A 5,653-nucleotide genomic window follows, 5' to 3' on the forward strand; every position below is an offset into this window, starting at 1 on the left:
CGGTGGGCGGGCCGGTCGGGGTCGGTCATGCACGCCGAGAGCGGTCCTCCCGGTGCCCGGACGGTGGTCATGGCGTGGGTGAGGAAGTCGCGGTGCCACACGAAGGGGCCTGACGGGCCAGCTTCGGGGTCCTTGTGCTGCTGGTAGGCCATCCACAGGGCGTGCAGCCAGGCCACGACGTCGTTGTGCTCCTGCCACTGCTGGCACCACGGGCAGGCGGTGGTGACCTCGGCGCCGTAGGTGGGCATCAGGAAGTCGTTCACCCAGTCGGAGAGGGCGTCCAGTTCGTTCTCGTACTCCTCGCCCTCCAGTTCCAGGATCGGGCGCGGTTCCGGCGGCGCGGTGGGCAGCGGCGGCATGCCGGGCAGGCCCGGCATGCCGAAGGCGGCGAACGGCGAGGGGGACGGGGCGGGCGCGGCGGCCAGGTGGTCGAGCTGCCGGGCCTGCTCGACCGACTGCTCCATCAGCTTGCGGACGCTGGCCTCGATGCTTTCCAGGTTGGTGTCCGGAAGCCGGATCGGCTCCATTTCCCCTTCGTCGTGGGGGTCGACGGATTCAGGCACGAATGGGTCTCCTTGCAGCCGCAGCCGTGAGTCGTGGAATTCGGCCCCAACTCTCCGGGAAATTCCCGGTTTCGCTAACCGGGGATGCCCTGCTATAACGCCCGGCGTACGGCGCGGAACACGGTGGTCGGTCTCGCGGGCCGTACGCCGGGCGGCGGGTCAGGCGGTGAGCGTGACGTCGTCTTGGGTGAGGGTCTGGCGCAGGGTCTCGGTGAGCCGGTCGGCGGCGATCTCGGCGTAGTGCTGGGTCTTCTCCACGCCGATGAAGTCCCGGCCCTCCATCAGGGCGGCCACGCCCGTCGAGCCGGAGCCGGCGCAGAAGTCCAGGACGGTGCCGCCCGGCGGAGCGATCTGCACCAGCTCGCGCATCACCTCCACAGGCTTTTGCGTGATGTGCTGCCGGTTCTTCCCCGAGGGCTGCGAGCCGGTGTACAGGCCCGGCAGGTACACCGGATTGCGGGATCCGTCGATGGCGCCCTTCGACGCCCAGACGATGAACTCGCAGTTCTGCGTGAAGCGTCCCTTCTGCGGCCTGGCCTGCGGCTTGTGCCAGGCCAGCACCCCGCGCCACAGCCAGCCCGCCGCCTGGATCGCGTCCGTGGTGATGGGCAGCTGCCGCCAGTCGGTGAACAGCAGTGCGGTGCCGCCTGGCTTGGTGAGGCGGTGGGCCTCGGTCATGGTCTGGGTGAGCCAGAAGCCGTAACTGCGCTGGTCCATGTTCTCGCCCGTGAAGTCCGGCAGCTGGTGGCCGGCGTCGGCGGAGGTGTACTTCTGCCGCGCGGTCCGGCTCGTACGCTCTTTCGCCGTGCGGCCGCCGGAGTTGTAGGGCGGGTCGGTGATGACGGAGTCGACACAGTTGTCCGGCAGGCCGGACAGCACGCTCAGTGCGTCGCCCTGGTGCAGGGAAAAAGGCAAAGGGGGAACCCCAATCCGGGTTGGGTAGTGAGAGGGAGAGCTGCTCCGGCTCGCGTGTGATTCCCGCGGCTTAGTGCGGGCAGGACGAAGCCCGCAGGCCGATGAGGCGGGGCGCGAGGGGGAGGGAATCAAAACTGTAGGGCAGGATTCCCGGTTGAGCTGTATCGCTGATCAAAAGCGCCCGGGATCAAACCTTGATCGCCGACTATTTCGTCAACCGGGGATCGCCGCTTACTGTTTTGGAACCGCCCGGCGCACACCGCCGCTGGCTTCTTCTCTCTCATTCCTCACGGAGGTTCGCCATGCCCTGGTCCACCTGACCTGCCCGTCCGGCCCAGGGCACGAGCGGCAACTCGTGTCCGCCTGCCGGCCTCGGTTCACCCACCACCCCGGCCACCGCACCCTTTCCACGCTTCGCGCATGCACGGCCGGGGCTCACTTCGAAGGACACCGCAGTGACCCACCCCTACCCTCCCCTGCCTGAAATCCGGCCACCGCGTCACGAGCGCCTGCCGGGAGGCGGCACGGGTTGAAGGGCATAGCCGCCGTCCTCGGCGTCGCCTGCCTCTCCCCTCTCCTGATCGCCGGCGCCGCGGCGACCGCCGCGGCCGGATCCGGCGGTGCACACTCCCAATTCGCGAACTGCACCACCGGTGCGGACGTCGACACCGACGCCGTCGCCAAGCAGGTCGCCTCGATCCTCGGCGGCAAGGGCTCCAGCAAGGACGTCCGTGTCGAGGGCCTGGAGCTGCCCGCGGAGCAGATCCCGAACGCGAAGGCGATCGTGGCCACCGGCATCTCTCTGAAGGTGCCCGAACGCGGGCAGATCGTCGCCCTCGCCACCGCGATGCAGGAATCCCGCATCCGCAATCTCAACTACGGCGACCTTGATTCGCTCGGGATTTTCCAGCAGCGCCCCAGCCAGGGGTGGGGCACGCCCGAGCAGGTCCGCGACCCCGTCCACGCGAGCACCCGGTTCTACAAGGCCCTGCTCGAGGTGCACGGCTGGCAGCAGATGACCGTCACCCAGGCCGCCCAAGCCGTCCAGGCATCAGGGTTTCCCGACGCGTACGCCCAGTGGGAACCGCTGGCCCGTGCCCTGCAACAGGCCATCGCCAAGACCCTGCCCGGCGGCGGCAAGGACGCCACGGCCAGCAAGGACGCGAAGGGCCAGGGCACCGGTACCCCCGCGCCGAGCGCGGGCGGAGGCTGTAAGCCCGGCGATGACGGATCCGGGTACGGGCCGATCCCGGAAGGCTCCGTCCCGAAGGGCTACACGATCCCCCAGGACGCCAACCCCAAGGCTCGTAAGGCCATCGAGTGGGCGATGCACCAGCTCGGGACGCTGTACCAGTGGGGCGGCGAGTGCACCAACCCGCACGGCCCCGACCCGATGGGCCGGTGCGACTGCAGCTCGCTGATGCAGCAGGCGTACGCCCACGCCGGCGTCCAGCTCACCCGCACCACCTACACCCAGGTCAACGAGGGCAAGCCCGTCTCGCCCAAGAGCCTCCAGCCGGGTGACCTGCTGTTCACGCGCGGGACGGCCGCCGTCCCGGAACACGTCGGCATGTACATGGGCGCGGGTCTGGTGATCAACGCGCCGCGCACCACCAAGCCCGTGCGGATCGAGCCGGTCAAGGACTGGGACGTCCTCGCCGCCCGCCGGGTCCTCTGACGCGCCTGCTGGCCTCGGGCCGGTGCCCCTGATACCGCCCGGGTGCCGCCGTCCCCTCTTCTTCTCCCCTCTCACCGCGGACTGGTCAACGTCCCCGCGTCTGCAAGGAGTTCTGCCATACCCATGTCTGTCGCAGACCGCGTCATCGTCCTCGCCTACGACCCAGGCGTCACGCCGAAGGAGGGCGGCCTGCCCGGCCTGTCGGTGCTGAAGAACGTGGTCAGCTCGATCAACCTGTTCGGCATCGTGGCCGTGGTCGGCGCGCTGGCCGTCTCGCTCGGCGTGTGGGCCTGGGGCCACCACACCGGCGGCCACCAGGCCGAAGCCAACGGCAAGAAGGGCGCCGTCGTCGCGGCCGGCGCCGCCCTCGGCCTCGGCGCGGCCAACGGTATCGTCGCCTTCTTCTCCGCGCTGGGGGCGCAGGTCCACTGATGCCGCGCTTCCCCTCGCCCCTCTCCGGCTACGGCACCGCCTGGTCCGCCAAGGGCCGTGTCCTCGTCGGCGTCTTCGTGCTGACTGTCCTGCTCACGGTCGCCGGCCTGGCCGCCTGGGCCAGCGGCAGCGGCGGCCAGGGCCACGACGACACCGGCGTCCCCTCCCCGGGCAGCGCCTCGGTGTCGGAGTCCGCGCCGAAGCCGGCACCCGGGACGGGCTCGGTGCCCAAGCCCCCGCAGCTGGCCGACCCGCTCGCCTACGCCAAGGCCGCCGCCGTGATGCTGTGGTCCTACGACACCCGCACCACCAGCCGCGACCAGCAACTGGCCGGCATGAACGCGTGGATGACCACGGAGACCAAGTACACCGACTGGTCCTCCCTCTCCGCTCAGGTCCCGGACCCGGTGCTGTGGTCGCGGATGGCCGACAACGCCCAGTACGCCACCGCACAGATCACCGAGGCGCACTTCCCGTCGGCGTTCAAGCAGGCCCTCGCCGAGAACCCCTCCGCGATCACCGAGGCGTACATCTACGCCGTCACCGTCACCGGCAAGCAGCAGATCAGCTGGAAGAAGGGCGGGGGCGGGGCCGAGGACCGTTCGCTCACCCTCGCCGTGCAGTGCCGTCCCTCGCACGACTGCTCCCTGGTCTCCCTCGCACCCCGCGTCGCCCCGTGACGGGCCACTGACCCAAGAAAGGAGGAAACGTCTTCAGTGGACTTCTGTTCCATCCCCATCGCGGGCAAGGTCTGCGCCGCGGCCGACGCCATCGACTTCGTGTCCGACCCGGGCAAGGCGATCACCGAAGGCATCGGCAACTGGATCGCCAAATCCACCGGCCAGCTGGCCGCCGCGGCGGCCGATCTCGCCGCCGAGGCCGTCAACAAGACGACCAACATCGACCTGGGAGCCGGCTGGTTCCGCAGCAACTACGAGCTAATCCTTCCGATCGGCCTCGTGCTCCTCGTCGCCACCTTCTGCGCCCAGCTCATCCGGGCCGCGGTCAGACGCGACGGCCAAGCCCTGGGACAAGCGTTCACCGGCACCATGTCCGGCGTCCTGTTCGCCTTCTCCGCCATCGCCGCCACCACCGTCGCCATCGAAGTCGTCGACGCGCTCTCCGACGGCCTGTTCAAGGCAGCGGACTCCTCGCTGTCCGACGCCGTGCGGCGCATGGTCAAGGTCTCCCAGCTCGGCGCCCTCGGCCCCCTCGGCTGGCTGGTGTGCGCCTTCTGCGGCCTCGGAGCCGCGATCGGAGCCTTCCTGTACTGGTGCGTGATGATGGTCCGCAAGGTCGGCATCCTCGTCATGGTCACCCTCGCCATTTTCGCCGGAGCAGGCGGCGGCTGGGAAGTCGCCCGCCGCTGGAGGCGGGGCTGGATCGAAGCCACTGCCACGCTCATCTGCAGCAAACTGCTGATGACCGTGATCTTCCTCCTGGGCATCTCCGCCATGGGCAAGACCGAAGCGAAGGACGGCCTCGGCGCGCTCGCCGACGTCATGTCCGGCATCGTCATCATGATCCTGGTGCTGCTCTGCCCGTACGCCACGTTCAAGTTCGTGCACTGGGCCGCAGAAGGGACCAGCGGCGAGGACATCCACCGTGCCGGCGGCGCCGGTGCCCAGATCGCCAAACAGCACGCCGAACGCGCCGCCCGCAAGGGGGCCCAGGCCGTGGCTGCGGCCGGAACCGGTGGCGCCGCCGCCGGAGGCGCCGCAGCACCGCAGGGCCCCGACGCAATCCCTGGTGGCTTCCCCGGTGACATCGCCCCCACCAGCAGCGGCGGACAGAGCGGCAACCAGGGCGGATCCGGTGGTTCCTCCGGCGGCGGCCTGACGAACGGTCTGGAGAAGGCTGTTCAGCCCCCGCCGACCCGCCCGACCGATGACACCGGCGGACAGTTCGGCGGCGGCCCCGGCCCGGGCGGAGGCGGCCACGGCGGACCGGGATCCGCAGCCGCATCCGGCCAAGGCGGCGGATGGATGACCGTCACGCCGACCAGCGCGACACCCCCGCCGCAAGGCGCCCCGCCCGCACCGCACGCGGGTGACTCGGTGAACGG

General features: G+C 70.1%; 6 protein-coding genes. 4 read left to right on the forward strand and 2 right to left on the reverse strand.

Going from position 1 to position 5,653, the window contains the following annotated elements; all coding sequences use genetic code 11:
• Both K6I33_RS30765 and K6I33_RS30770 read right to left on the reverse strand, forming a co-directional pair.
• Positions 1 to 527, reverse strand: a 527-nt coding sequence (locus tag K6I33_RS30765) for a DUF4913 domain-containing protein (RefSeq protein WP_229357834.1), incomplete at its 3' end; no start/stop codon positions are given.
• 195 nt (positions 528 to 722) lie between these two features.
• The gene (locus K6I33_RS30770) at positions 723 to 1,478 is read right to left on the reverse strand and encodes a site-specific DNA-methyltransferase (RefSeq protein ID WP_229357830.1); all 756 of its coding nucleotides are present in this window, start codon (positions 1,476 to 1,478) and stop codon (positions 723 to 725) included.
• Between the two features lie 529 nt (positions 1,479 to 2,007).
• Here K6I33_RS30770 and K6I33_RS30775 point away from each other — a divergent pair.
• The 4 genes from K6I33_RS30775 to K6I33_RS30790 form a co-directional block, all read left to right on the forward strand.
• Complete coding sequence (locus K6I33_RS30775) at positions 2,008 to 3,156, forward strand: C40 family peptidase (RefSeq protein WP_229357831.1); 1,149 nt, start codon at positions 2,008 to 2,010, stop codon at positions 3,154 to 3,156.
• 123 nt (positions 3,157 to 3,279) lie between these two features.
• Positions 3,280 to 3,588 (forward strand): DUF6112 family protein, encoded by a 309-nt coding sequence (locus K6I33_RS30780; protein WP_238492257.1) that lies wholly within the window; start codon positions 3,280 to 3,282, stop codon positions 3,586 to 3,588.
• Positions 3,585 to 4,268, forward strand: coding sequence for a hypothetical protein (locus K6I33_RS30785; protein ID WP_374286210.1), 684 nt, complete (start codon positions 3,585 to 3,587; stop codon positions 4,266 to 4,268). The genes K6I33_RS30780 and K6I33_RS30785 overlap by 4 nt, the downstream gene beginning before the upstream one ends.
• 36 nt (positions 4,269 to 4,304) lie before the next feature.
• The coding region (locus tag K6I33_RS30790) for a type IV secretion system protein (protein WP_229357833.1) at positions 4,305 to 5,653 on the forward strand (1,349 nt) is incomplete at its 3' end.

Source organism: Streptomyces sp. UNOB3_S3, from assembly GCF_020740895.1.
Classification (GTDB): domain Bacteria; phylum Actinomycetota; class Actinomycetes; order Streptomycetales; family Streptomycetaceae; genus Streptomyces.